The 24,478-nt window shown below is 64.7% G+C and carries 21 protein-coding genes; 5 read left to right on the forward strand and 16 right to left on the reverse strand.

What is annotated here, in order from left to right:
• Positions 1 to 242 precede the first annotated feature (242 nt).
• The 9 genes from Hhyl6_RS00075 to Hhyl6_RS00115 form a co-directional block, all read right to left on the reverse strand.
• Positions 243 to 1,307, reverse strand: a complete 1,065-nt coding sequence (locus Hhyl6_RS00075) for a glucose 1-dehydrogenase (RefSeq protein WP_483737176.1) — start codon at positions 1,305 to 1,307, stop codon at positions 243 to 245.
• Between the two features lie 57 nt (positions 1,308 to 1,364).
• Positions 1,365 to 2,450, reverse strand: a complete 1,086-nt coding sequence (locus tag Hhyl6_RS00080) for a Gfo/Idh/MocA family protein (protein ID WP_483737177.1) — start codon at positions 2,448 to 2,450, stop codon at positions 1,365 to 1,367.
• A gap of 40 nt (positions 2,451 to 2,490) precedes the next feature.
• On the reverse strand, positions 2,491 to 2,697 hold the full coding sequence (locus Hhyl6_RS00085; RefSeq protein ID WP_483737178.1) for a DUF8005 family protein: 207 nt from the start codon (positions 2,695 to 2,697) through the stop codon (positions 2,491 to 2,493).
• 9 nt (positions 2,698 to 2,706) lie between these two features.
• Entirely contained in the window at positions 2,707 to 3,903 is a 1,197-nt protein-coding gene (locus Hhyl6_RS00090) for an ABC transporter ATP-binding protein (protein WP_483737179.1), read from the reverse strand.
• A gap of 7 nt (positions 3,904 to 3,910) precedes the next feature.
• Positions 3,911 to 4,909, reverse strand: coding sequence for a carbohydrate ABC transporter permease (locus Hhyl6_RS00095; protein ID WP_483737180.1), 999 nt, complete (start codon positions 4,907 to 4,909; stop codon positions 3,911 to 3,913).
• Between the two features lies 1 nt (position 4,910).
• Complete coding sequence (locus tag Hhyl6_RS00100) at positions 4,911 to 5,891, reverse strand: carbohydrate ABC transporter permease (protein WP_483737181.1); 981 nt, start codon at positions 5,889 to 5,891, stop codon at positions 4,911 to 4,913.
• A 77-nt stretch (positions 5,892 to 5,968) separates the two neighbouring features.
• Entirely contained in the window at positions 5,969 to 7,492 is a 1,524-nt protein-coding gene (locus Hhyl6_RS00105; protein WP_483737182.1) for an extracellular solute-binding protein, read from the reverse strand.
• 241 nt (positions 7,493 to 7,733) lie between these two features.
• The gene (locus tag Hhyl6_RS00110) at positions 7,734 to 8,810 is read right to left on the reverse strand and encodes a TrmB family transcriptional regulator (RefSeq protein ID WP_483737183.1); all 1,077 of its coding nucleotides are present in this window, start codon (positions 8,808 to 8,810) and stop codon (positions 7,734 to 7,736) included.
• 57 nt (positions 8,811 to 8,867) lie between these two features.
• Complete coding sequence (locus tag Hhyl6_RS00115) at positions 8,868 to 9,842, reverse strand: aldo/keto reductase (RefSeq protein ID WP_483739650.1); 975 nt, start codon at positions 9,840 to 9,842, stop codon at positions 8,868 to 8,870.
• Between the two features lie 117 nt (positions 9,843 to 9,959).
• Between Hhyl6_RS00115 and Hhyl6_RS00120 the strand changes: the two genes are divergently transcribed.
• The 3 genes from Hhyl6_RS00120 to gfcR all read left to right on the forward strand — a co-directional run bounded on the left by Hhyl6_RS00120 (position 9,960) and on the right by gfcR (position 11,726).
• Positions 9,960 to 10,766: a DUF8054 domain-containing protein gene (locus Hhyl6_RS00120; RefSeq protein WP_483737184.1), complete on the forward strand. Its 807-nt coding sequence runs from the start codon at positions 9,960 to 9,962 to the stop codon at positions 10,764 to 10,766.
• A 147-nt stretch (positions 10,767 to 10,913) separates the two neighbouring features.
• Positions 10,914 to 11,054 carry a hypothetical protein gene (locus Hhyl6_RS00125; RefSeq protein WP_483737185.1) on the forward strand — a complete coding sequence of 47 codons (141 nt, stop codon included), beginning with the start codon at positions 10,914 to 10,916 and terminating at the stop codon, positions 11,052 to 11,054.
• Positions 11,055 to 11,078: 24 nt separating this feature from the next.
• Positions 11,079 to 11,726, forward strand: coding sequence for a transcriptional regulator GfcR (gene gfcR, locus Hhyl6_RS00130; RefSeq protein WP_483737186.1), 648 nt, complete (start codon positions 11,079 to 11,081; stop codon positions 11,724 to 11,726).
• On the opposite strand, the gene Hhyl6_RS00135 is transcribed toward gfcR, so the two are convergent.
• The 7 genes from Hhyl6_RS00135 to Hhyl6_RS00165 form a co-directional block, all read right to left on the reverse strand.
• Positions 11,727 to 13,430 (reverse strand): glycoside hydrolase family 13 protein, encoded by a 1,704-nt coding sequence (locus Hhyl6_RS00135; protein WP_483737187.1) that lies wholly within the window; start codon positions 13,428 to 13,430, stop codon positions 11,727 to 11,729.
• Positions 13,431 to 13,505: 75 nt separating this feature from the next.
• On the reverse strand, positions 13,506 to 15,221 hold the full coding sequence (locus Hhyl6_RS00140; protein ID WP_483737188.1) for a glycoside hydrolase family 13 protein: 1,716 nt from the start codon (positions 15,219 to 15,221) through the stop codon (positions 13,506 to 13,508).
• Positions 15,222 to 15,224: 3 nt separating this feature from the next.
• Positions 15,225 to 16,880, reverse strand: coding sequence for a glycoside hydrolase family 13 protein (locus tag Hhyl6_RS00145; protein WP_483737189.1), 1,656 nt, complete (start codon positions 16,878 to 16,880; stop codon positions 15,225 to 15,227).
• Between the two features lie 111 nt (positions 16,881 to 16,991).
• Positions 16,992 to 18,071 (reverse strand): M24 family metallopeptidase, encoded by a 1,080-nt coding sequence (locus Hhyl6_RS00150; RefSeq protein WP_483737190.1) that lies wholly within the window; start codon positions 18,069 to 18,071, stop codon positions 16,992 to 16,994.
• A 49-nt stretch (positions 18,072 to 18,120) separates the two neighbouring features.
• Positions 18,121 to 19,230, reverse strand: coding sequence for a Gfo/Idh/MocA family protein (locus Hhyl6_RS00155; protein WP_483737191.1), 1,110 nt, complete (start codon positions 19,228 to 19,230; stop codon positions 18,121 to 18,123).
• Between the two features lie 12 nt (positions 19,231 to 19,242).
• Complete coding sequence (locus Hhyl6_RS00160; RefSeq protein ID WP_483737192.1) at positions 19,243 to 20,211, reverse strand: sugar phosphate isomerase/epimerase family protein; 969 nt, start codon at positions 20,209 to 20,211, stop codon at positions 19,243 to 19,245.
• Between the two features lie 42 nt (positions 20,212 to 20,253).
• Positions 20,254 to 21,744 (reverse strand): methyl-accepting chemotaxis protein, encoded by a 1,491-nt coding sequence (locus Hhyl6_RS00165; protein ID WP_483737193.1) that lies wholly within the window; start codon positions 21,742 to 21,744, stop codon positions 20,254 to 20,256.
• A gap of 103 nt (positions 21,745 to 21,847) precedes the next feature.
• Here Hhyl6_RS00165 and Hhyl6_RS00170 point away from each other — a divergent pair, with 103 nt between their 5' ends.
• Positions 21,848 to 23,047: an ABC transporter substrate-binding protein gene (locus Hhyl6_RS00170; protein WP_483737194.1), complete on the forward strand. Its 1,200-nt coding sequence runs from the start codon at positions 21,848 to 21,850 to the stop codon at positions 23,045 to 23,047.
• Between the two features lie 51 nt (positions 23,048 to 23,098).
• Positions 23,099 to 24,349: a mandelate racemase/muconate lactonizing enzyme family protein gene (locus tag Hhyl6_RS00175; protein ID WP_483737195.1), complete on the forward strand. Its 1,251-nt coding sequence runs from the start codon at positions 23,099 to 23,101 to the stop codon at positions 24,347 to 24,349.
• Positions 24,350 to 24,478 lie beyond the last annotated feature (129 nt).

The raw sequence follows: 24,478 nt of genomic DNA on the forward strand, positions 1-24,478 counted from the left end.
TGAGGATTCACACTTAATACTTCTGTATGACAACAGTGTCTATTTTACCCTCCGATTTTCGCTCGAAATACGCACGCTGTCTTGCGGTTACGTCTTTATTCCCGGCCGAGTTAATAATTCAGATGACAGGATATGTAAAGATAGTTACTATTAATTCCGAATCGTGGGGCGTGGAATTTGGACCTCCCTACCCTGATACTCAATGCCCGACCGGGAGCGCAGACCGCTCGGGGCGCGACTGATTACAGCGCGTCGAACTCGACGACCGCCTTGATTTGCTCGTCGTCGTCCTCGAACGCGGGCGCGACGTCCTCCGGGTCGGCGACGGTCGTGATGAGGTCGTCGAGAAGCCACTGCGGCATGTCTTCGAGCGTCTCGACGGCGTACTCGAAGTGCTTGATGTGGGAGTTGACTGTTCCGACGAGGCACTTGTTGTGCAGGACGATTTCGTTGTGGAGGGACCCGCCGTCCACTTCGAAGTCCCACGGTTCGGGGATGCCGAGGAGGGCACCTACGCCGTTCGGCGCGAGGGCGTGGACAGTCTCGATGGCGTGCGGTGCGAAGCCGGTCGCCTCGTAGACGTAGTCGAGGGGTTCGTGAGCGTCGGGAATCTCGTCGACGGACGTCTGCCGGGAATCGACGTACGTCGCGCCGAGTTCCTCGATGAGGTCGATAGTCGGGTCCGGTCGGTCGCGGCGGCCGACGCAGTAGGTCCGGTCGAACTCCTCCCCGAGCATCCACAGCGTCAGCAGACCGAGCGAGCCGTTCCCGAGGACACAGGCCGCCTCGGGGCGCCACTCGAAGGGTTCGCGGGTGGCGAAGGCGTGTTCGTTCGCCTTCTCGGTGATGGATATCGGTTCGACGAAGAGGCCGTACTCCGCGAGGGACTCCGGAATAGGGACGAGGTAGTCCGCGGGCGACGTGAAGTACTCGGCCATGTAGCCGTGGCCGCCGACGATGCCGCGTTCGACGTACTCGCCCTCCGGAGCCATGTCCGGTTCGCCGCGACGGAAGTACTCGTTCGTGCGGCCGTCGGGTTTCCGTCGGACGGTCGGGACGACCACTTGTCCCTCGTCCAGACCGGTGCCGTTGGGGTCCTCGACCACGCCCACCGCCTCGTGACCGAGCACCATGTAGTCCTCACCCTCGGGAAAGCCGCCGTGTGCACCGGAGATGACCTCGTGGTCGGTCCCGTCGACACCGACTCGGAGCGTCCGGACGAGCGCCTCACCATCGCCCGGGACGGGTCGGTCCACGTCGAGCAACTCCGGTTCGTCCCCCTCTTTTGTCACACCAATCGCTTTCATAATCTATCGGACTGTGAGAGTACTCGGGATTAAGTCTTTCTTCACCGCTTGCGAGGCTCACTCGAAGGAGACGGCGCGGCCGTCTTCGCTCGACCGATAGATGGCGTCCATCACCCGCTGGACGGTCAACGCCTGTTGGACGGTGTTGGTCTCCGGGGGGTCGCCGCTCGCGACAGCCTCCACGAAACGCTGCTGTTCGAGTGCGTGCGGTTCGTCGTCTCGCGTCTCTATCTCGCTCGTCCGGTGGTGCATCACGCCCGTCGTCTCCGTCTCGTACAGTTCCAGCGAGCGGTCGGCGAGGTCGAGGCCCGCCCCCGCCTCGTCGCCCCGGACGTAGTACTGCTGGCTGTCCGGGCGGTTGGTGGCCCACGCGACTTCGAGGGTGACCGTCGACCCGTCGGCACAGCGGATGAAGGCGCTCGCCGAGTCGTCGACGGAGAACTCTGCGGCCCCGTGGTCCTCACCCCACATCGAGACGTACGCGTAGTCCTCCTCGGTACCGAACTGGGCCCGGGTCTCACCCGCGACTTCGACCACGTCGGGATAGCCGAGGATGTAGAGGGAGAGGTCGATTGCGTGCGCTCCGATGTCGATGAGGGACCCGCCGCCGGCGATGGGTTCGCGCGTGAACCACGACCCGCGGCCCGGGACGCCGCGCCGGCGGATGTAGTCCGCTTCGACGTGGCTGACGGTCCCCAGCGTCCCCGCGTCTCGGTACCCGACGAGGGCTTGCACGGGGTTCGCGAACCGGTTGTGGAACCCGACCATGCAGAACCCGCTGGCAGAGGCGGCCGCCTCGGCGATTCGCTCGGCGCTCGACAGCGTGTGCGCCAAGGGCTTCTCGACGAGGACGTCCAAACCGGCGTCGAGTGCCCCGACGACGTACTGCTCGTGGAACTTGTTGGGCGTGGTCACGACCACCGCGTCGACGGTGGCGTAGAGGTCAGCCGGGTCCTCGTAGACGGTCGCGTCGAACTCGTCTGCGAACGTCCGGCGTGCCTCCGCGTCGACGTCCATGCCCGCGGCGACGACGTCGCCGAGACCGGCTTGCTGGAGGCGGTCACAGTGGACGTGTGCGATGTTACCGAGGCCGACGAACCCGAGTCGGACTGCCGAAACGTCTGTTGTACTGTCTGCTGTCACGGTCTGCACGCAACAGACGAGGCGAGAAAAGCGTCTCGGGTCAGTACAGCTGTTTCTCTCGTTCCTCGCGCTCCTCTTCGCGTTCCTGCTTGGCCTTCTCGGCCCGCATGCCGCGCCGGTACTTGACGAGCCCCGGAATGATCTTGTTCTTCAGGTCGAGGACGAACGACCCGATGCCGTACGCCCAGAAGAAGAACAGGACCAGCATGAGGGTGAACCAGACGAGGCCGGGTAGCTGGTCTTGCATCGTGTGTTCTCAGTCGTCGGATTCCGCCTCGCTGCCGGCCGCGCCGCCGCCCGTTCCGACCGGTTCTAGCTTGTGGACGATGGCGTCGCCGGAAGCGGTGTCGAAGATGTGGATGTTCCGTCGGTCGATAGCCACCTCTATCTCGTCTTCCTCCTGAATCTCCGAGTCCGGTTCGATGCTCATCAGGAGTTGGTTGTTGGTCGTCAACTCCTGGTCCATCGACGTCTCGCTCTCGTCCAACAGCATGTAGGCGAATATCTCGTCGCCCATCGGTTCGAGGATGTCCACGCGCGCCGAGATGAGGGACGTAGGGTCCCTGACCTCGGTCCGCTGTTCGCCCGGATAGATGTCCTCCGGGCGGATGCCGATGGTCACCTCGTCGCCGACGCCGACGCCGTCTACCGTCGCCGGGTCGAACGCCAGCGAGAAGTTCGGCGTCTCGATGGCGTTCTCGGAGACGGTCCCCGAGACGAAATTCATCGACGGCGACCCGATGAAGCCGGCGACGAACAGGTTGTCGGGTTCGTTGTAACAGGTCAGCGGCGGGTCTATCTGCTGGAGACTGCCGCTGTTGAGGACGGCGATGCGGTCCGAGAGGGTCATCGCCTCCTCCTGGTCGTGCGTGACGTAGATGATTGTGGTGTCCAGTTCCTTGTGCAGGCGCTGGAGTTCCGTCCGCATGTGGACTTTGAGCTTCGCGTCAAGGTTCGCCAGTGGCTCGTCCATCAGGAACACGTCCGGTTCACGGACGATTGCACGGGCGATGGCGACGCGCTGGCGCTGGCCGCCGGACATCTCGTCGGGCATCCGGTCGAGCATCCCCTCTAGCTGGACGATTTCGGAGGCCCGCTCGACCCGGCGGTCGATTTCGTCCTGCGGGTAGTCCCGCAGACGCAGGCCAAAGGAGATGTTGTCGTAGACGTCCATGTGGGGGAACAGCGCGATGTTCTGGAACACCATCGCGATGCCGCGGTCCTTCGGCGGGAGGTTCGTCACCTCGCGGTCGCCGATGTAGACCTCTCCCTCGGTGGGGATGGTGAGGCCGGCGATTGTCTCCATCGTCGTCGACTTCCCACACCCGGAGGGACCGACGAAGCAGATGAACTCACCGTGGTCGATGTCGAGGTTCATGTCGTCGACGGCGGTGACGATGTCACCTTGGTCGTCGTAGCGTTTCGTGACGTGTTCGAGTCTAACTCCTGCCATTGTTGTATTACTCCTTGAGTGCGCCTGAGGTCAGTCCACTGACGATGCGTTCCTGTGCGACGATGACGAGGATGACGACGGGGAGGACCCCGACGATGCTCGCGGCCGCCATGAGGTTGTACTGCGTGGTGTACTGGGTCTGGTAGCTCAGAATCCCACCGACGATGGGCGACCACTTCGCCGCCTCCGGCGACGTCGCCATGATGGAACTGAAGAAGTACTCGTTGTACACCGCGATGAAGGTGAGCACGGACGCGGTGGCGACGCCGGGCGCCGACAGCGGCATGATGACCCGGAACAGCGCCCCCAGTCGCGTGGTCCCTTCGACCCGTGCGGCGTCCTCCAGTCCATCCGGAATCTGGCCGTAGAACGTCGTCAGGATGAAGATGGACAGCGGCATGAACAGCGCGCTGAACGGCAGCACCATCGACCCCGGCGTGTTCAGCAGGCGCGGCGGCGTGAACAGCGGGATTTCCGTGAACGGAACCGTAATCGGTGCGTTCCCGGCGAACGCCTGGAAGAGCGGGATGACGAACGCGGCCGGCGGGAAGTAGCTAATCGCGAGGATGCCCAGCATCAGGAGCGCGCGGCCGGGGAACCGGAGCCGACCGAACACGTAGCCCGCCAGACTCGCGACGAACAGCACGATGACGGTCGTCGTGACAGCCAGCGCGAAGCTGTTCAGCATGTAGAGGTGGAACGGCACCTGCTCGAACACCGTGACGAACGCGGCCGGATTGAACCCCTTCGGCACCGGCAGCGGGAACGTCCCGCTGACGCCGAACAGGTTGATGGTCGGGAGGTAGCTCCCTGCCAGCAGACTCCCTTCGGGGGTCACCGCGAGGACGGCGAGCCAGTAGAAGGGGAACAGCGTCGTCACGAGGAAGAACACCATCGCTGCGTAGAACAGCGCTCGGTACACCTTGTCCGGGTTCTGGATGGCGCTCTGGGTCCACCGCGCCAGCGGGCCACCGCTGTCGTCCGAGTCTTGGGTTGTCGTAGCCATGTTAGATCGCGTCCTCCCCTTGCCACACGATGATGCCCATCACGACGATACCGATGATGGCCGCGGTCACGAACGCGATGGCGGCCGAGGTCCCCTCACGGGTGTTGAACGTGGCGACGACCATACAGGACAGCGACGGGACGACGGCGCAACTCGACACGGTGTCGATGATGCCGTAGACCCGCATCGCTTGGACGGAGCGGAACAGCACTGCGACCCCGATGGTCGGCAGGATGAGCGGGAAAGTGATGAGTTTGAACTGCTGCCACTTGGTCGCGCCGGCGACCTTGGCCACGTCGTAGAGGCCGCGGTCGATGCTCTGCAACCCGGCGAGGATGAGCAGGGCCATGAACGCCGACGTCTTCCAGATGTCGGCGACGATGATGATGAACGTCGCACTCGGCGTGTCGTTCAGCGTGTTCGTCGGGGCCAAGAGGCCGAGGTCGGCGAGCGGCGGGGTCGCGAACCCGACGTTCGAGTTGAACATCAGGAAGAAAATCATCCCCTGAATGACGATTGGCACCGCCCACGGGATGATGATAGCGGCGCGGACCCATCGGCGACCGTAGAAGTCCTGGTCGAGGATGAGCGCCTGTCCGAGGCCGATGAGCGTCTCGAAGAGCACGCTCACCACGGCGAAGATGATAGTGATGACCAGCGCGCTGTTGAGCAGGCTCCTGAACTGCAGGTTCGCCGGCAGGAACGTGGTCCCACCCGGGAGGAACCGGTTCTTCTCGCCCGTGAACAGGCCCACGTAGTTGTCGATGCCGACGAACTGGATGCTGGTCAGGTCCGTCGAGACGGCGTACAGCGACAGCTCGAACGTTCGTAACAGCGGATAGAGTGCGACGACGCCGAGCAGGACGAACACCGGAATCAGCAACAGGTACGCGTACTGCGTGTCGCTCAAGTTCTCCATCCACCGCATCAGGTTGACGAGAGCACCCGAGCGTTGCGACTCTCTGCCTGTCTCTGTACTCATCCGTTCACGTCCCTCCGTGTTGGGTCCGCTCCATAATCAATAATCACTTAGGTCTGTTGTAAAACTAGGCGCTGGGATTACGACGACTCGGTGGCCTCGAGGTCACTCTGGAGCGTCGCCATCGCCTCTGCGGAGGAGGTCTCCTGACCGACCGCGCGGTTGGCCTGCTGGGCGATTTTGCTGGACTGGTCGCTCCAGACGGCAGTGACCGGGCGCGGCATCGTGTTGTTCCCGGCGACCTGCAGGGTGTCCATGTAGCGGCCGACGACGGGCACGTTCCGGGCCTCGTCGGAGTTGAACAGTTCGGGCCGCGGCGGCAGCCACCCCTGAATGGACAGGAGGGTGAGCTGGAAGTCCGGCTGCATCGCGGCGCGGACGACTTCGGTCACGGCGTCCTTCTGGCCGCTGTTCGGGTTGACCGTCATGTGCCAGCCACCGAGAGCGGCCGTCGTGCCGCCCGTTCCGGGCTGTGCGGCCTCGCTCTCGGGGACGGCGTACGGAATCGGCATCGCGCCGAGGTTCTCGCCGAGCGCGGGGTCCTCGGTCTCCTCGGGGTTCCGGCCGGTGAGCGCGAGCGAGTAGGGCCAGTTGCGGTGGAAGACTGCGTTCCCCTCCGCGAACGGTGCGCGGGCGGACTCCTCGGTCCAACCGAGAATCTGCGTCGGCGTGAAGCCGCCGCCGTAGCTGCTGAACTGACCGCCGAAGTCCTCGTCGTGAACGAACTTCCGCATCATGTTCAGCGAGTCGATGACCTCGGGTCGGTCGACCGTGATGGGGCGCTCGCCGACCGGACCGAACAGGTTCTCGCGGCCGCCGAAGTAGGCGCCGCCCCACGAGGACATGACCTCGTTGAACGTACAACAGGAGGTCCCCTCGTAGATGTCCCACTGGGTGGTGAAGCCGAAGTCGACGTCGGAGTTGGACTGCACGTCGGCGGCGATGTTCGACCACTTCTCCCACGTCATCGGCTCGGTGGCCCAGTTGTTCGACTCGGGGCTGTAGCCGGCCTCCTCGACGAGGTCCTTGCGGTACTGCATCGTCGGGAAGTCCGGGAACACCGGCACACCGTACAGGTCGCCGCTGCTCGGGTCACGCGCGGTGTCGGTGAACGAACTGAAGTAGTTCTCCGAGACGTCCGACAGGAGTTCGTCCGAGAGGCTCTCGCTGAGGTTCTGGAGTTGGCCCCGCTGGATGAAGATGTTCGTCCACCCGTTGTCCATCAGGAACATGTCCGGGTCCGTCTCCTGTGCGCTCAGGAGTCGGTTGTAGTTAGCCCGGGCCTGTCCAGTGTCCTGATTACGCGGGACGAACTCGACTTCGATGTCCTCCGGGAGGCCGTTCTCGCGGAGCGCCTCCTTGATGGCCGGCCCGTTGTTCTGGACCGCCACCGGGTCGAAACCCCAGCGGACCGTCGTCGCGCTCCCGCCGCCGCCGTCGCCAGTGGACCCCCCGTCGCCGCCACCGCCGCCGTCGCCACCACCGACGAAATCGGCACAACCTGCGAGCCCCGCGGCCACGCCAGTCGCACCTGCTGCCCGGACGAATCGTCGCCGGGAAACGCCTGATGAGCTGTCACCGTCGTTCGTGCCATTGTCCGACATGTCTACTCTGTGGTTACCGGGCCAGCACTTAAAGGTTATCCATAATTAACCACAGGTGTTGTTAATAGACTGTGAGCGGACCGTCAAAAACGAACATTCCTGACAGTTCAGCGGTGAAGACAACTGTCGATATATAATATTTTGGTAATACAAAACGATAGTTTGTGACTACGCGCCGCTCAAACGCGTGAACTTTCGTACTGTTTATTCGACCACACGGCCGGGACCGTGGCGGTCCGGGTCACTCGTACTCGACGCTCTCGATGGTTATCTCGGTGGCTTCGATTTCCTCTAGTACGGCACCCCAACCACCGATTTCGTACGTCTTTCCGTCGACGTCGAGCGTCGCGCTGATGCGTCCGGCGAGTTGTGCCAGCGGAACCGGGTCTGTCCGGCCGAGGGAACTACCGGTGTAGTCAACTCCGGTGAGAACCCCGGTCAGTTCCACTTCCGCCTTCGTGTCCGTCTCGTACCCGCGTACGGTGGCCGCTATCCGCGCGCCCTCCTGCAAAAGCGGTTCGATGTCGCGGACGGCGTGGCGGAGGTCCACGTACGTCGTCGGCGTCTCCGGCGTCCGCTCCGTGTAGAGGGTGTCCCATATCTCCCAGAGACAGGTGAGGAAGAACCAGTGGAACAGGTAGGTGTGGGTCCGGTCGTTCACGAGGACTCCGTACTCGTTGACGGAGTGGCGGTGCGGGGCGAAACACGTCCACGTCCGGTCGACCAGGACGAGGAACGGCGCGGGGATGTCCCGGTGGCGGGCCTCCGTACAGGTCCCCTCGATGTCCGCGACGTCCGGGACGTCGTCGTCGGGTTCCGTACAGATGCTGAGTTTGATGTTGACGCCCCGTTCGTGGGCCGCCCGCAGTTCGGACCGTAACTCGTAGAACTGCGCTGGGTCGACGCCGAGTTGTATCTGGTTCTCCGCCGATTCGATGAGGTCCCGTGCCCTGTTGAGGACGGTGTCGAACCGCTTGACGATGCTCACCTCGTGGTCGGATATCTCCGGTTCGTTCCATCGGTCCTCGATGGTCTCGGCGGCGTCGAGGTACTTGTCCGAACGCGACCGGAGGTCTTCGAGGACGCCCTCGGGGTTCCGTGCTCGGGCCGTGAGGCTGTCCTGCTGGAACGTCTCGATGTAGCCCTTCGATTCGAGGTCCCTGAGAACGTCGTAGATGCGCGGGTCCGGGACCTCGCAGGACTCGGCGACGTCGGTCGCTGACGCCGTCCCGAGTTCGAGTAACGTGACGTAGGCCTCCGCCTGATAGGGCGAGAGACCGGCGTCTTCGAGTATCGATGTCAGTTCGTGGTCGTCCATGTGTTTGTGGGGGGTCGTTGTCTGGGTTCGGGGTAGGTATCCATCTGTCAGTTCCTGTCAGTCCTTGCCCTTCACAGGCCATTGGGGGTACTTCGGCCCTTCGATACGGTCGAGTTCGTCCGGAGAGAGGTCGACGTCGACGGCGGCGACGTTCTCCTCCAGATGTTCCATAGTTCGGGGACCGACAATCGGCGCGTCGACGACGTCCTTGTGGAGCAACCACGCGAGACTCACCTGTGCCGGGGTCGCGTCCTTCGCCTCGGCGACAGCGCGTATCTCGTCGAGGACGGCCCAGTTCTCCTCGGTGAAGCGGTTCGCGGTGTACTCGTCGTCGCTCGCCCGTCCCGACTCGGGGGCGCTGTCTCTGTCGTACTTGCCGGCGAGGAAGCCCCCAGCCAGCGGAGACCACGGAATGACGCCGACGCCCTCCTCGGCACACACCGGGAGCAGGTTCGCCTCCTCGTGTCTGTCGACGGCGTTGTACTCCGGTTGCATACAGACGAACCGCTCGTAGTCCTCGATGTCGGCCGTGTAGAGCGCCTTCTGGAACTGCCAGTTGGCCATGGTGCTCGCTCCGATGTACCGGACGTAGCCCTCGTCGACGAGGTAGGTGAGGGCGTCGAGTGTCTCCTCGATAGGCGTGTCCTCGTCCCACCGGTGTATCTGGTAGAGGTCGACGTAGTCGACGCCGAGGCGATCCATGCTCGCGTGACACTGGTCGATGATGTGCTTCTTCGAGAGGCCGCCGCCGTTCGGTCCGTCGAACATGTCGAAGTAGACTTTCGTCGCGAGAACCAGTTCGGACCGGTTGTACGAATCGACCACGCCGCCGACGATTTCCTCGCTCTCTCCGCCGGAGTATGCGTTGGCCGTGTCGAGAAAGTTGACGCCGAGGTCGAGGGCGCGACGGAGTATCTCTCGACTCCGGTCCTCGTCGTCGAGCATCCACGGTTCACTACTGCCGAAGTTCATCGTGCCGAGGCAGAGTTCGGACACCTCCAGTCCCGTCGAACCCAGCCTCGTATACGACATCTCTGTATCAGCCATGAGGGTATGTAACAACACCTGTTGTTAAAAAGTTTGGTGGACTGTCACACGCCACCGCCCCGAGGGGAAGGCTAATACTGCGGCGCCGACAGAGATTCCCTGATGCCGGATTTGGACTCGTTCCGAGAACCCGAACACACCGGGTCGAACAGATGCTGGCCGTGTACGCTGGTAAACGCGTTGTTCGTCGCCCTCGTCGTCGTCTGGATGCGAGTCCGAGGACGACGGTTGGCGAGCCTCGCTGTGGCGACGGTGGGCGTCGCGGCGATATACCTTCGCGGGTACGTAGTCCCCTATACGCCCCAGTTCGCTCCGCAACTGGTCGACGCCTCGCCGCTCCCGAACGACCTGTTCCACGACGCGGACCGACGAGCGCCGTCGGAGGAACGGGAGTCGCTGACGGAGGCGGAACTGGACGGCGAGACGGTGTTGTCGGAACTGGCGGCGGCGGGCGTCCTCGAAGCGGACGCCGAGATGCTCCTGCTGTCGGACGCCGTCGAGACGGCGTGGCGGGAGGAGATGGACCGGCTAGCGACGCTCTCACTCGACGCGCTGGCCGACGAGGCACGCCGGACGATTCCGGGCGTGTCGGAGACGGCGACGTTCGAAGACGGGGCCGAGTGGGTCGTCGTGGGAGAGGGCGGGGAACTCGTCGCCCGCCCGGTGGTCGTCGCCGAACTCGCCGCCTACCGCGCCCTCGACGGCTACGTCGCCGACGAGGGCGTCCGTCTGGCGGGGGCACAGTCTTTCCGGATGTTCCTAGACGACTGCCCGGTGTGTGACACGCCGCTCGTCGAATCGTCCGAAGTGTCGTGCTGTGGGGGGTACACCAAGCCGAACCAGTCGCCGGACGACATTCTGGTCTGTCCCGACTGTGAGCAACGCCTCTTCACGTTTCCCGGCGAGTGAGAGTGACGTCGGACCCGGCGGGGGAGAACCCCGTCCGGGTACGGCGAACTGGTGACAACCAAGGTATCCGGCCTGACGGACCGGAGTGGTGGGTGGTGGGGTGGCCGGGTGTGCGACGGTGGTGGGGAGAGCGAGGACGTGGGAGCGATGGCAGTCGCAGACGCCCTCGGTGGTGCCGTCCGCGCCGTTCGGCCACGAACGACGGACACGACCCAGCCGGTGCTGACTATCAACGGCTGTTGTAAAAAGATTTCGGCGGGTGAATCGGCCGAGAGCATTGCCTATTAAGTCCTGCCACTCGGAGAGACGTGTATGAAGAACATCGACGACCTCGTCGACAGCGCCGCGGACTTGGCCGAGCGTGGCCTCTCCAAGGGTGAAATCGCGGACGAACTCAACGTCTCCCGTGAGACCGCCAGTTGGCTGGTCGAGCGGAGCGGCGCGGGGACGGCACCGAGTCCGTCGACGGCGAGCGGCCCCCACGACATCCACGTCGACTGGTCCGCGGTCGGCCGTGACAGCAACCGCCTCCACCACGTCGGGTGTGCGATGGCCGACCTCCTCTCGAAGCAGGGCGAAGACGTCGACCTGACCATCGGCATCGAGAAGGCCGGCGCACCGCTGGCGACCACGGTGGCCCGGCAACTCGACACCGACCTCGGGACGTACGCCCCGACGAAACACCAGTGGGACGACGACGACAGCGGGACGAGCGACGGGACGTTCTCCCGGAACTTCGCCCAGATTCGCGGACGCGACTGCTACGTCGTCGACGACACCATCACCAGCGGCAACACGATGTCCGAGACGGTGGACGCGATTCGAGAGCAGGGCGGCAACCCCGTCGCCTGCGTCGTCCTCGCGGACAAGCGCGGCCTGGAGGACATCCGCGGCGTTCCGGTGTACTCGCTCCTGCAGGTCATCCGCGTCGGGAGCGACGACGAAGAGGTCGAAGAGTAACTAGCCGAGGTCGTAGATTCGCGCCTCGTAGGGCTGGAACGTCGTCCCGTCTCGCTGGTCGTAGTTCCCGAACAGGACCGGACTCTCAACGCCAGATACGTCCCGCGGTTCGTCCTGCCAGTTCAACACCACCAGCACCACGTCGTCCCCCAGCGTCCGCCGGTGGGCCCAGACGTTCGGGTACTCGTCGTCGGGGAGGACGTACTCCGTGTCGCCGTAGACGAGGACGTCCGATTCGGAACGCAACTCCAGCAGTCGGCGGTAGTAGTGGAAGATGGAGTCGGGGTCGGCCATCGCTCGCTCGGCGTTGATGCGGTCGTAGTCGTCGTTGACCTGAATCCACGGCTCACCGGTCGTGAACCCGGCGTTCTCCGAATCGTCCCACTGCATCGGCGTGCGGGCGTTGTCGCGCGACCGGTTCCTGACGAAAGGGGCGATGGTCTCGTAGGGGACGTCGTGGTCCCGCGTGAGGATGTCGACCTGTCCGCGGGCCTCGACGTCCCGTATGTCGTCGGGACTCTCCCAGTCGGCGTTGGTCATCCCTATCTCGTCGCCCTGATAGAGAAACGGGGTCGCTCGCTGGGTCAACAGGAAGGTGGCGACGAGTTTCGCAGACTCGCGGTGGTAGTCGTGGTCGTCGCCGAACCGGGAGACGGCCCGCGCCTGGTCGTGGCTGCCCATGTAGAGGCAGTTCCACTCGTCGCCGACGCCCTCGTCCCAGTGGCGGATGGCCTCCTGGAGGTCCGCGAGGTCCATCGTGTTCAGCATCTCGTCGAGTTCGGCGTCGCTTGCGGTGCCGAGTTGCTCCATCCCCACGTAGTCGGGACTCCACTTCCCGCCGGGGCCGTAGGTGACGTCCATGTGGTCGAAGTGGACCACCATGTCGACGCCGTCTTCGTAGTACTTCTTGGCCTCCTCCGGGTCGGCACCGGGCGTCTCGCCGATGAGCATGACGTCGTAGTTGCCGTACGTCTCGTCGGCCATCTCCTGCATGAACTCGTGGATTCGCGGCCCGTTGAAGTACAGGTCCATGTCGAACCAGTCCTCGCCGGTGTCGGCGTCCGGCAGGCCGTGCGGTTTCGAGATGCAGGAGATGGCGTCCATCCGGAAGCCGTCGATGCCCTTCTCGAGCCAGAAGTTCATCATGTCGTAGATGGCCTCGCGAACGTCCGGGTTCTCCCAGTTGAGGTCCGGTTGCTTCTCGTCGAAGAGGTGGAGGTACCACGCCCCCCGCGTCTCGTCGTACGACCACGCAGGGCCGCCGAACAGCGAAATCCAGTTGTTCGGCGGGTCGTCCGGGTCGCCGTCGCGCCAGACGTACCAGTCGTCCTTCCCGCCGTCTGGGTCGCGTGACTCCTGAAACCACGCGTGTTCGTCCGACGTGTGGTTGACGACGAGGTCCATCACCAGTTTCAGCCCCCGGTCGTGGACGTCGTCGAGGAGGCCCTCCCAGTCGCCCATCGTCCCCATCTCGTCCATGATGGAGCGGTAATCGCGGATGTCGTACCCCATGTCGACGTTCGGGGAGTCGTAGACGGGGCAGAGCCACACGACGTCGACGCCTAACTCGTCGAAGTAGTCCACTCGGTTCCGGATGCCCTGCAGGTCACCGACGCCGTCGCCGTCGCTGTCGTTGAAGCTCCGGGGATACACCTGATAGACGGACGCCTCCTTCCACCACGCGCGGTCGATTTCACTGCTCATCGTCGGTGTGATTGGTACCGTGTCTCATGCGTTCGGTCTGTCTGATACTGGAGTTGTCAGTCCAAAAAAGTGCGCTCAGTCGAGTTGATAGATTCGCGCCTCGTAGGGCGACAGCGAGACGACCCCGGGGTCGTCGTCCGCTCGCTCGTAGTTCGACACGACGAGGGTCGCGTCCTCGTACTCCACAGGGACGTCGACCGTCGGTTCCTCGTCGAAGAAGTTCAACACGACGAGGAATCGCTCGGTGCGCCCGTCCTCGACGAGCGTTCGCGTGTAGGCGTACACCGACTCGTGCTCCGGGAGGACGTCCTCGTAGTCGCCGTAGACGAGGGCGTCGTGGGCGTCCCGCAGGTCAACGAGGTCACGGTAGTAGTTCAGTACCGAGTCGGGGTCGTCTTCGGCCGCGGCGACGTTGACGTCGTGGTGATTCGGGTTGACCTGAATCCACGGTTCACCCGTCGTGAAACCGGCGTTCTCCGAATCGTCCCACTGCATCGGCGTTCGGGCGTTGTCACGCGAGCGGTACCCCACGACGTCTTTCACGTCGTCGTAGCTCTCGTACTCCTCGGCTTCGAGGAGTTCCTCGGCGTGGTTGATGGCGTCGACGTCGCGCATGTCGTCTATCGACTCCCACGGCGCGTTGGTCATGCCAAGTTCCTGCCCCTGATAGATGTAGGGCGTCCCGCAGAGAGTCAGCATGAACGTCCCGAGGAGTTTCGCCGACTCCCGGCGGTAGTTCACCGGGTCGCCGTACCGCGAGACGACGCGCGGTTGGTCGTGGTTCTCCCAGTAGAGCGCGTTCCACCCCTCGTCTTCCAGACCGTTCTGCCAGCGGCCGATGATGGTTTTGAGTTCGGTCAGGTCCCAGTCGCCGACGGCCCAACGTTCGTCGCCGTCGTAGTCCAGTTTGGTGTGCTGGAAGTGGAAGGCCATGTCGAGGGGGCCGTCCGCGTCGGCGTACTCCCGGGCGTCCTCGACCGTCAACTGCGGCATCTCGCCGACGGTCATGACGTCGTAGTTCGAGAGGACCTGTTCGTCCATCGCCTCCAGGTAGTCGGTCATCTCCGGACCGTCGATGAAGTGTTCGGAGCCGACCCACTCGCTGTCCGGGTCGCCGTCCGGCAGGCCCTCCGCCTTCGAGAGGAGGTTGATGACGTCCATCCGGAAGCCGTCGATGCCCTTCTCTAACCACCACTCGATGGTGTCGAAGACGTCCTGCCGCACGTCCTCGTTCGTCCAGTCGAGGTCGGGTTGGGAGGTGTCGTAGAGGTGGAGGTAGTACTCCTCGCGTTCCTCGTCGTACTCCCACGCAGAGCCACCGAAGAACGACTCCCAGTTGTTCGGCGGCCCCTCCCCGTCGGCGTCGCGCCAGATGTAGTAGTCCTCGTACTCTGGGTCGCCCTGTCGTGACTGGAGGAACCACTCGTGGTTTCGGGAGGTGTGGTTGACGACGAGGTCCATGATGAGTTTCATGTCCCGGTCGTGGACCTCCTCCAGCAACCGCTCCCAGTCCGCCATCGTCCCGAACTCCTCGTAGATGGCGCGGTAGTCGCTGATGTCGTACCCGTTGTCCTCCTGCGGGGAGGCGTAGACGGGATTGAGCCAGATGACGTCGACGCCCAGCGAGGCCACGTAGTCGAGTCGGTCGACGAGACCCTGTAGGTCGCCGACGCCGTCGCCGTCGCTATCGTTGAAGCTCCGGGGGTAGACTTGATAGACTACCGCTTCCTTCCACCAGGCACGTTCGTCGTCCGATACCGTCTCGTCGGGTGTCGTCCGTTGGATAGACATAGTTCAGTTCAGGGTGTGGACGCGCGCTTCGTAGGGTCGCAGAGTGAGGTCGGCGTCCGTCACGGTGGGGGCGTCGTCGTAGTTCGCGATGAGGAGGTCGCCGGTCTGTGCCGCGTCGTCGACGCTCACGCTCGTCACCGTGTCCGAGAAGTTGAGCGTCACGAGGACGGCCTCCTCGTCCAGTTCCATCCGGTAGGCCCAGACGGACTCGTGGTCGGGGAGGAGCAACTCGTAGTCGCCGTAGACGAGGACGTCGTGGGCGTCCCGCAGGTCCACGAGGTCACGGTAGTAGTGGAGGATGGAGTCCTCGTCGGCCTCCGCCGCGGCGACGTTGACGTCCTCGTGGTCGGGGTTGACCGAGAGCCACGGGTCGCCGTCAGTGAACCCGGCGTTCTCCGAGTCGTCCCACTGCATCGGCGTCCGGGCGTTGTCGCGCGAGCGTGCGCGAACGATGTCTGCAACCTCGTCGAACCCGTCTATCTCCCCCGCTTCGATGGCCTCCTCCACCTTCCCGATGGACTGGAGGTCGTCGAGTTCGTCGAGGCTCGACCACGGGTAGTTGGTCATCCCTATCTCCTGTCCCTGATAGACGTAGGGCGTCCCGGAGAGGGTGAACAACAGCGTCCCGAGAAGTTTGCCCGACTCCCGCCGGTACTCGTCGTCGTCGGCGAACCGGGAGACGATTCGTGGCTGGTCGTGGTTCGTGAGGTACAGCGAGTTCCAGCCGTCGAGTTCGGTCTGCCAGTGTGACACGATGGCTTTCAGGTCCGAGAGGTCCCACTCCGCCGGCGAGAGCCATCGGTCGCCCATGTCGACGAGCATGTGTTCGAAGTGGAACACCATGTCCATCGGGCCGTCCTCGCAGACGTAGTCGCTGGCCGTCTCGACGTCGATGTCGATGCACTCGCCGACGGTCATCGCGTCGTAGTCGTCGTAGGTCGCCTCGGCCATCTCCTCGAGGTAGGCCTGCGCGTTCGGACCGTCCGCGAAGTGTTCGATGCCGACCCAGTCCTGAGAGGGGTCGCCGTCTGGCAGTCCCTCGGGCTTGGAGACGAGGTTGATGACGTCGAGTCGGAAGCCGTCGATGCCCTTCTCCAGCCAGAAGTTCATCAGGTCGTGGACGTCTTCGCGCACGTCGGGGTTGTCCCAGTTGAGGTCGGCCTGCGTCTCGTCGAACAGGTGGAGGTACTGCATCCCGGCCTCCTCGTCGTACTCCCACGCGGACCCGCCGAACCCGCTCTTCCAGTTGTTCGCGGGAGTCTCGCCCTCGCGCCAGAAGTAGTACTCCCGGTAGCCGTCCTGGTCGCGGCGGGACTTCTTGAACCACTCGTGCTCGGTCGAGGAGTGGTTCACAGCGAGGTCCATGATGAGTCGCATGTCCCGGTCGTGGACCTCCTCGAGGAGTCGCTCCCAGTCCTCCATGGTGCCGTACTCCTCGTGGATGGCCCGGTAGTCGCTGATGTCGTAGCCGTTGTCCTCCTGCGGGGACTCGTAGACGGGGTTCAGCCAGATGACGTCGGCGCCGAGCGACGCGACGTGGTCGAGTCTATCGATGATGCCTTGCAGGTCACCGACGCCGTCGCCGTCGCTATCGTTGAAGCTCCGCGGATAAATCTGGTAGACGACCGCCTCCTTCCACCACGCGCGTTGCTCGTCCATACACCTCTGGCTAGTCTAATCCGTCACTTAAATCTATGCATTGCACAACAACGGGTGTTGTAAACAGATTCGGTGGCGGGCGGCGCGGTTTCCCGATGCAGTATCCGGTGTCTACCGCGAGAGCACCCCGTGCCGCGAGAGTTCGAGGTCGTAATCGACTGCCTCGACGGTCACCGTGGGCCAGTCGCCCGTCGCAGAGAGCGTCTCGACGCCGGTTTCGCCGACGAGGTGCGTGTCCTCGCTCTTGGCTCCCTGGACTGTCGGGTTCCACGCGTACCCCTGCGGGAGGACGACTGGTGCCTCGTGGTCGGGCGTACCGATCCACTCGCGGCCCGCGAACCCGGCGGCGCCCCCTTGGTGATGGTTGCGCCACTCGCCGTCCCATCCCACGGCGTCGTAGGCGGTCTGGACGGCCTCGAACACGGCGCCGGCGGTGCCACCGACCGACCCCACGGCCTGCGTCGCGGCCAGCGCCGTCGTCTCGACGCGCATCGCCGCACGGGTCCGCTCTTCGAGCCACGACGGGGCGTCGAACGCCACCGTGCGGGTGCAACTGGTGTGCAGGCCGCCCCGTTCGGCGGTCACCGAGAGGAGCGCGTACGACCCCAGTTCCTCGTCTTTCGGCGTGTAGTGACGGTACGTCTGGGCGCGCTCACCGCCACCGACGAGGACGACGGGCGCGGACGCGTCCGCCTCGGACAGCGCCGTCCGCAACTCGGTGGCCACCGCTCGCTCCGTATCGTCCGGGGCCGTCCGGCGTGCGACGGACTCGACGGCGGCGGCCACGTCTTCGCTCAGGGCTCGGTACTGCTCGACTTGAGCGTCCGTCAGCGGTTGCCGGAGCGCGCTGGCGTCGACTGTCTCGAACCCCGGCACGTCGAAGTCGGCGGCGGCGGGCGTCGGACTCACCGACGCGACGGCGTCGGCAAGGCCGCCGTCGTACCACTCGAACGTCTCCACGTCCACCCCCGAATCGAGTTCCTCGTCGCGGAGGCGCGGGGCTTCGATGTTGTCGGTGACGACGGTCACGCCGTCGCCGTCGTAGCCAGCGGCCGCGACGCCGATGTCACCTGCGGCGTCTACGACGTTGTCGCCGCCGGTCAGCCACGCGAAACTGCTCGGTCGTGCGAACCACACTGCCTCCAGTCCCTCGTCGGACAGGTACGCGTCGAGACGGGATTCGTTGGACATACCGCACCAAGGGAGGGGACGAGACAAAAATGGGGCGGCCGGCGACGCGTCAGGCCACGTCGACCCACTCTCGGCGGTCGTCGCTCCGCTCGACGGCGTCGAGGACGCGCTGAACCGCGAGTCCGTCGGCGAAACTCGGCGTGTAGGCACCCCCCTCGGCCACCGCCGAGAGGAACTCGTAGTTCTCGTGGACGAACGTGTGCTCCCACCCGATGACGTGCCCCGGCGGCCACCAGTGGTCGAGATACGGGTCATCCGGGTCGGTCATCAGTATCGTCTCGAACCCGCGTCCGTCCTCCCGCAGGAGTTCGAGTTCGTTCAGGCGTTCGAGCGAGAACCGCAGACTCCCCTTCGAGCCCTCTATCTCTATCGTGTGGTCGTTCTTGTGGCCGTTGGCGAACCGCGACGCCTCCAGCGTCCCCATCACGCCGTTCTCGAAGGCGACCTGCGCCGAGTAGGCGTCGTCCACCGTGACCGGGCGCGTCTCGTCACCGCCCTCGACCGGCCGCTCGTCGACGAACGTCCGCAGGTGCCCGCTCACGCTCTCGACGTCGCCGACGAGGAACCGTGCGAGGTCGATAGTGTGAGCGCCCAAGTCACCGAGTGCGCCGCTGCCGGCCATCTCCGCGTCGTTGCGCCACGACCACGGCGCCTCGGGGTCGGTCAGCCAGTCCTGCAAGTACCGCCCGCGGAAGTGGCGAATCTCCCCCAGTTCGCCCGCGTCGATGAGTTGCTTCGCGTACTGGATGGCCGGGATGAACCGGTAGTTGAACGCGATGCCCGCCGGCACGTCCGCACCGGCGGCGGCCTCAGTCATCCGCTCAGCCGTCTCCAGCGTCGGTGCCAGCGGCTTCTCGCAGAACACCGGCGTCCCGGCCTCCAGCGCCGCGATAGACGGTTCGGCGTGGACGTGGTTCGGCCCCAGATTGTAGAAGACGTCCACGTCGTCAACGACGTCGCGCCAATCGGTCGCCGTCCGCTCGAAGCCCAATCGGTCGGCGGCGTCCGCGAGGGCGTCCTCGTCGCGCCCGACCAGCACGTCCCGGTTGACTGCGGGCGCGTCCTCGAAGAACATCGGCAGGCGCGCGAACGCGTTCGCGTGCGCCTTGCCCATGAAGCGATACCCCAGTACGCCGACGTCGAGTGGTTCTGTGGTCATTGTCGGGAATGGTTATTCGGCCCAGTAGGCGTCGCCGGGTTGCGTTTCGAAGACGGCGCGGTCGAGGACGTCGACGGCCTTCTCCAGTCCCTCGCGCGCACTCGTGAGCGAGTCCTCGTGTTCGATGGAGAGTGCGCCGTCGTAGCCGACCATTCGCAGGGTGGAGACGACGTCCTTCCAGTGGCTCTCGTCGTGGCCGTAGCCGATGGAGCGGAACAGCCACGAGCGGTCCGCTTCCTCCGTGTAGCCCGTCGTGTCGAGGACGCCCTTCTCGCGGGCGTTCTCCTCGTAGACTTTCGTGTCCTTGGCGTGGAAGTGGTGGATGGCGTCGTGCTCTCCGAGCAGTCGGATGGCTGCGGTGACGTCGATGCCCTGCCAGTAGAGGTGCGAGGGGTCGAAGTTCGCGCCGATGCGGTCGTTCGTGGCCTCCCGAAGTTCGAGCATCCCGTGGGGTTCGTACACCAGCATGTTGGGGTGCATCTCGATGGCGACGTCGACGCCGTGCGCGTCGGCGTGCGCTGCGAGGTCCGACCAGTACTCGACGGCGACGTCCCACTGGTACTCGTGGGCGTCGGCGTGTTCGCCGGGCCACGGCGCGGTCACCCAGTTGGGCACCTCGTCGTTCGGGCCGCCGGCGGGGAGCCCCGAGAAGCAGGTGACGGCGTCCACGTCGAGTTGGTCGGCCAGTTCGATGGCTTCCCGGAGCTCCGTGTCGGCCTCGCTGGCCCGCTCCTCGTCGGGGTGGAGCGGGTTGTTGTGTGTCGCCAGCGCGCTCACGTCCATGTCGTACTCTGCGAGGAGGTCACGAAGGTCGGCCTGTGCCGCCTCGTCGTCCAGATACTCCGCACGCGGGAGGTGGTCGTCGCCCGGGAACCCGCCACAACCGAGTTCCACCGCCCCGACGCCGATGCCGTCGAGATAGGACAGTGCGTCTTCCAGCGATTGCCCACCGAGTGGTACGGTCAGTACACCGATTTGCATACGGCGATTTACAACAGGTGTTGCGATAAAAATTCGGGGCCGTCAGTCGGACGTCTCGTAGCGCTCGAACAGCGTGCTGAGTTGCTGGGCGCGCATGGTGAGCATCCGGACGTTGACGTACATCTCGCCGAGCGCGAGGTTCTGCTCCTCGGCGATGGCCGCGACGTGTTCGGCCTCCTCGACGTTCTGCCGGGACGTCTTCGCCACGTCGTCCGCGATGGAGGCGACCTCCTCGGAGGTGGCCGCTTGGTCGTCCGTGGCGTTGCTAATCTCCTTGACGCCGGAACTGGTCTCTTGGACGTGCTCCATGATGGACTCCAGCGCCTCCAGCCCCTCGTCGACGGCTTCCTGTCCCTCCTCGACGGACTCCTGCATGTCGGTTATCTCGTCGACGGCGTCGTCGGTCTGGTCCTGGATGTCCTCGATGAGGTCCTCTATCTGGTTCGTGGCGTCTTTCGTCTCCTCCGCGAGCGACTTCACCTCGTCCGCGACGACGCCGAACCCGTTGTTCTCCGCGCCGGAAGAGGCGTGTGCGGCCTCGATAGAGGCGTTCAGCGCGAGGATGTTCGTCTGCTCGGCGATGTCGTCGATGAGGTCGACGATTTTCCCCACCTCGTCCATCCGTTCGTTGAGCGTCTGGACCGTCTCGACGACGTCGTCGGTCCGGTCGACGGTGGTGACCATCGTCTCGTGGGCCTCGCGGCCGGCCTCGATGCCCTCGACGGTCCGCCGTTCGGTCTTGTCGGCCATCTGGGTCACTTCGTTCGAGGAGGCCGCAATCTCCTCGATGGTCGCGGACATGTCGGACATCTCCTCGCTGATGGTCGAAATCTGCTGGTGCTGTTCGTGGAACACGTCCGCTATCTCTTGGACGGTCCCGGCGACGCTCTCGGAGGCCTCCTTGACCGCCTGCGTCGCGGCGGTCACCTGCTCCGAGGAGTCGGCCACGTCGTCGGAGAACTCCCCGGCCGTGTCGATGGTCTGTTCGAACGCGGCGGCCATCTCGTTGAACTCCTCTGCGAGTTGGTTCAGGGCGACCGACGGCGTCTCCCCGTCCATCCGCCGTCTGAGGTCCCCCTCGCTCGCCGCGTCGAGGGTCGCACAACACGCGTCGAGGTAGCCGTCCAGTTCGTCGGCCGAGAGGTCCCCCGAGGTAGCCACGCCGCCATCCGTCGTGGCCGTCGGCCTGCCGCCCCTCGGCGTGACACCCGTCCGCAGGTCTTTCAGTTCCGCGCGCGCCGCGGTCAGGTCCGCGACGAGTTCGTCGCGGGTCGTCCGGGTACGCGCCAACTCTGCTTCGAGTTCGTCACGCTCCGCGGAGAGGGCCGCCGATTCCCCGTGGAACCGCTCACGTTCGGCGCGAACGTGACGGACGGTGTAGGCCGCACCGCCACCCGCGGCCACGACTCCCACCCCCGACAGCAGGGGTTCCACGCCGGCCGGTGCCCATCCGACCACGAGTATCTGATACAGTGCGTGGACGAACTGTCCCACCACGGCCAGTTCCACGCCTCGCTGTTGCCAGTCAACCATACGCCCCATTTTACAATGGGTCATATAAATCATCATGTCCGAATAATCACGTGTGAGAACGGGCGGGGAAATTTCATAACGACTCGATAGAGACAACGCCAGTATGTCAGGCTCAACGCCGGCCCGTGGTGGGGCGAGCGGTGTCGAGTTGCTACACCGGTTGGTGGGTGGCGACGGCGGCGCGGCGCTAGACGCGCTGTTAGAGGGGTTCCAACGACGACATCCGGACGTCTCGCTCGGCGACGTTGCCGACGAGAACCTCAGTCTGGAGGTCAAGAGTCGCATCCTCAAGGAGACTCCCCCGGACGTCTGGATAGAGTGGCCCGGGAAGAACCTCGTCCCCTACGACGACGCGGGCGTACTGGGGGACGTCACGCCTGTCTGGGAGCAGGGGGACATGGAGTCGAACTATCTGGAGGGGCCCCGCGAAGCCTCGAAGTTCGACGGCACGTACCGCGCCGTCCCGCTGAACATCCACCGCATCAACAACCTCTTTTTCAACGTCGACCTCGCCGAGTCGGCGGGCGTGGACCCCGGAGCCATCGACAGTCCGCGTGCGCTGGCGGAGGAACTCGAGCGTATCGAACAGGAGACGGCCCACACGGGGATGCTGTTCCCGATGAAGAACCCGTGGACGGTCCTCCAGATGTGGGAGACGGTCCTGCTCGGCGAACACGGACACGACACGTACCGCGGCATCACCGACGAGTCGGCCTCGGCCCACCGGCGGGCCATCGTCGACGCCCTCGACATCGTCAAGCGGTACGCCGAGGTGGCCACCGACGACAAACTCTACATGGCCCTGACCGACGCAAACGACCGCTTCACGGACGGCGAGTCCGTGTTCTTCCATCAGGGTGACTGGGCCGCCGGGGCCTACACGGAGTCCGACCACTTCGACTACCACGACGACTGGGACCACGTCCCGTTCCCGGGCACGGAGGGCCTCTACGCGATGAACATGGACGCGGTCATCGCCGCCGACGTGACGGAGAACCCGGAGGCAGTCTCGACGTTCCTCGCCTACGCGGGGTCCGCCGACGGACAGCAGCGGTTCAACCAGCGGAAAGGGTCGATACCACCCCGGACCGACGTGGACACGGGCACGTTCACGCCGTTCCTGCAGGAACAGCAGTCGGCGTTCCAGCAGTCCCGCGCGCAACCCCTCTCGATTACCCACGGCCTCGGCGTCAGGCCGGGCCAACTAATCGAACTCAAGACGGCCATGTCCACGTTCGTCTCGACGTGGGACGAGGAGGCCGTCGCGGACGACGTCGTCGCCGCATTCGACACCAGAGCGTAGGCCGCGACTGATTCCTCTACACTTTTGTAACGGGCGTAGCAAGCCACCCCCATGGGACTGGCGAACGACATAGATTACGCTGACCTGCACGACCCCAACGCCGAGTACACGATGCGAGACCTCTCGTCGGAGACGATGGGGGTCACGGCCAAGCGCGGTGGTGGGCGAGACGTCGAGATTACCGACGTCCAGACGACGATGGTCGACGGCAACTTCCCGTGGACGCTCGTCCGCATCTACACCGACGCCGGCATCGTGGGTACCGGCGAGGCCTACTGGGGCGCGGGCGTCCCGGAACTCATCGAGCGAATGAAGCCGTTCGTGGTGGGCGAGAACCCGCTCGACATCGACCGCCTCTACGAACACCTCGTCCAGAAGATGTCCGGCGAAGGCTCCGTCGAGGGCGTCACCGTCACCGCCATCTCCGGTATCGAAATCGCTCTCCACGACCTCGCCGGCAAGATTCTCGAACTGCCCGCGTACCAACTGCTGGGCGGGAAGTACCGCGACGAGATGCGCGTCTACTGTGACTGCCACACCGAGGAAGAGGCCGACGCCGACGCCTGTGCCGCCGAGGCCCGCCGCGTCGTCGACGAACTGGGCTACGACGCCCTGAAGTTCGACCTCGACGTTCCGAGCGGGTTCGAGAAGGACCGCGCGAACCGCCACCTCCGTCCCGGCGAGATTCGCCACAAGGCCGAAATCGTCGAGAAGGTCACAGAGGAGGTCAAAGACGAGGCCGACGTCGCCTTCGACTGCCACTGGACGTTCTCCGGTGGGTCGGGCAAGCGCCTCGCCGAGGCCATCGAGGAGTACGACGTCTGGTGGCTCGAAGACCCCGTGCCGCCGGAGAACCTCGAAGTCCAAGAGGAGGTCACGAAGTCCACGACGACGCCCATCACGGTCGGTGAGAACCGCTACCGCGTGACCGAGGAGCGCCGCCTCATCGAGAATCAGGCGGTCGACCTCATCGCGCCCGACATGCCGAAGGTCGGCGGCATGCGCGAGACCCGCAAGATTGCGGACGTCGCCAACCAGTACTACGTCCCGGTGGCGATGCACAACGTCTCCTCGCCCATCGCGACGATGGCGAGCGCTCAGGTCGGTGCCGCCGTGCCGAACTCCCTTGCCGTCGAGTACCACTCCTACGAACTCGGTTGGTGGGAGGACCTCGTCGAGGAGGACGTCATCGAGAACGGCTACATCGAGATTCCCGAGGAACCGGGCCTCGGCCTGACCCTCGATATGGACGCCGTCGAGGAGCACATGGTCGACGGCGACACGCTGTTCGACGAAGCGTAGTGAAACGACTCGTCGAGCCTGCCGAGCTCTGCTCGGCATCGTTCGACGAAGCGTAGGCGCACCGAGCCTCTCCCGCCCGTCTTTTGCGCTCCTCGTAGTGAGCCCACACGTTGGGCCGTCTCTCTGTCG

Source organism: Haloarcula sp. H-hyl6, assembly GCF_056934455.1.